Annotated in this window: 1 protein-coding gene and 1 pseudogene; one reads left to right on the top strand and one right to left on the bottom strand. The window is 66.8% G+C overall.

What is annotated here, in order from left to right; genetic code table 11:
* On the top strand, positions 1 to 1323 hold a 1323-nt coding region (locus JHD07_RS33195), incomplete at its 5' end, for a serine hydrolase (RefSeq protein WP_291629818.1).
* A gap of 213 nt (positions 1324 to 1536) precedes the next feature.
* Here JHD07_RS33195 and JHD07_RS33190 read toward each other — a convergent pair.
* Positions 1537 to 2230, bottom strand: a pseudogene (locus JHD07_RS33190) (MmgE/PrpD family protein); the annotation flags it as partial.

Genomic DNA, 2230 nt, shown 5'->3' with positions numbered 1-2230 from the left:
TTCGTCGCCGACATCCTGTGCTCCGAGACGTTTGTCTCCGGCCTCGACCCGCAGCGCACCTTTAACGAGACCACTGATGCCATGCCCGGGACCGGCCTGATCGCCTGGGCGATGGACTACCAGGTCGATCGGATCCGCAAGGACGTCACGGTGACGCTGTTCGGCCTCGGACGCAGCCGTGCCGTCTATCGCGAGGGGCTCGGCTGCACGCTCGACCATGGCGTGGGAATCGCCGTCGTCGAGCCGCCCGCGACCGACAAGCAGCCCGCGCTGCTGCCTGAGATCGCCGGCCCCGGAATCGTGCCGCCGCAAAGCCCGTCGCTTGCCGCCGCGATCGAGCGCGCCTTCGCCGAGCCTGTGCAGCCGCCTTACCGGCATACCCGCGCGGTGGTCGTGATGAAGCGGGGCCGCGTCATCGCGGAGCGCTATGCGGACGGCATCGGTCCGCAAACGCCGCTGCTCGGCTTCTCCATGACAAAATCTGTGGTCTCCGCACTAATCGGCGTTCTGGTGCGCCAGGGCAAGCTGAAGCTCGAAGGTCCTGCGCCGGTCGCGGCCTGGAAGGACCCCGGTGATCCCCGCCACGTCATCACCGTCGACCAGCTGCTGCGCCACACCGCGGGCCTAGCGCTCGGCAGCTCGTTGCAGGCTTCGCTTCTCTCCGCCTTCGAGCCGGTCAACCGGATGAAGTTCGTCGAGTCCGACATGGCGGCCTATGCCGAGACGATTCCGCTGGAGACCGCGCCCGGCACGGTGTGGAATTATCACGACGGCAACATCCTCATTCTGTCGCATCTGATCCGCGGTGCGGCCGGCGGCACGCCGGAAGACGCGCTACGCTTCGCGCGCCGCGAATTGTTCGCCCCGCTCGGCATGCGCGACGTCGTGCTTCAGCTCGATGGCTCGGGCACGATCGAAGGGTCGACCGAGATGCTCGCCTCAGCGCGCGACTGGGCCCGTTTCGGCCAGCTCTATCTCAATGACGGCGTCGCCGGCGGCAAGCGCATCCTGCCGGAAGGCTGGGTGAACTATTCGGCGACCGCCACGCCGAATGCATGGGTCGGCATCGGCGCCGGCTTCTGGACCAACCAGGGCGACAGCTTCGGCGCAAATTTTCGCGTGGAGCACGGCTGGCCGCGCGATGCCTTCTTCGCCAAGGGCACGATCGGGCAGTACACCATCGTGATCCCGTCGGAGCAGCTGGTGATCGTGCGCCTCGGTCGTTCGCCAAACGCACCGCCCCAAGCCGACGGCGTGTTCGATCTCGTGCGCGATGTGGTGTCGGCCACGCGCGAGAGGGGGAAACTGGCGGGAGGGGATTGATCGATGGTGTGAGGCGCACTCTCTTCCCTCCTCCCCTTGTGGGAGAAGGTGGCGCGAAGCGCCGGATGAGGGGTATGCCTCCGCAGACTCAAATGCGAGAGAAGTGCGAGCGGAGAGAGACCCCTCACCCGTCTCGCCGCTGTGCGGCGAGCCACCCTCTCCCACAAGGGGTCCCACAAGGGGAGAGGGTACAGCGGTCGCGCTGAGAGAGCCCTACCGCCCCAATTCCGTCGCCTGCGCCACGCGGTCGAACCGCTCCAGCGTCATGATCGCATCGGCAAACTTTTCAGCGCGCGCGTCCAGCACGGGGCGGGCCAGCGTCAGAAATTTCTGTTGCATCGCCTGCGTATCCGGGAACGAGGTCGGTTCTCCGGATGGATCGGCGTAGAGCCGCTCGTGCACGCCATCATCCGTCGTGATGCTCACGCGCGCGCCAAAGGGGTGGGTGCGGCCGATCTCGAGGCGGTCGTCCTGCACCACGTCGAACTTGTCGGCGAGCGCGTCGATCGCGGCATCGCCGAGCCGGCTGTAATCGTCCCAGCCGAACGAGCCCTGGTCGAGCGCGAGCGCGCCGGTGAAGAACATCGAAAACTGGCCGCCGACGATCGAGCGCGGGTGCCGCTTGGTCGCGGCATCGCCGGTCAGGGTGATGCCGTTGCGATGCAAACCGATCTCCACGCGCTTGACCTGGCTAGGGGTCAGATTGTGCTCGCGCCGCATCGCGATCAGCGCGTCGATCGCGGCATGGGTGTAGCGGCAGCTCGGATACGGCTTCACCCCGATCTTCATGGTCTCGTAGGTCTTGCCGAGCTCGGCGACCGCCTTGTCCGGATGCGCGTCGTCGGTATAGCCGGCGAGCAGGCCGTGCTTGCCCTCGACCGATTCGGTCGCGCCGACGAAATCGTTG

Source organism: Bradyrhizobium sp. (genome assembly GCF_016462955.1).
Classification (GTDB): Bacteria; Pseudomonadota; Alphaproteobacteria; order Rhizobiales; family Xanthobacteraceae; genus Bradyrhizobium.
This window is presented reverse-complemented; position numbering and strand designations above follow the sequence as displayed.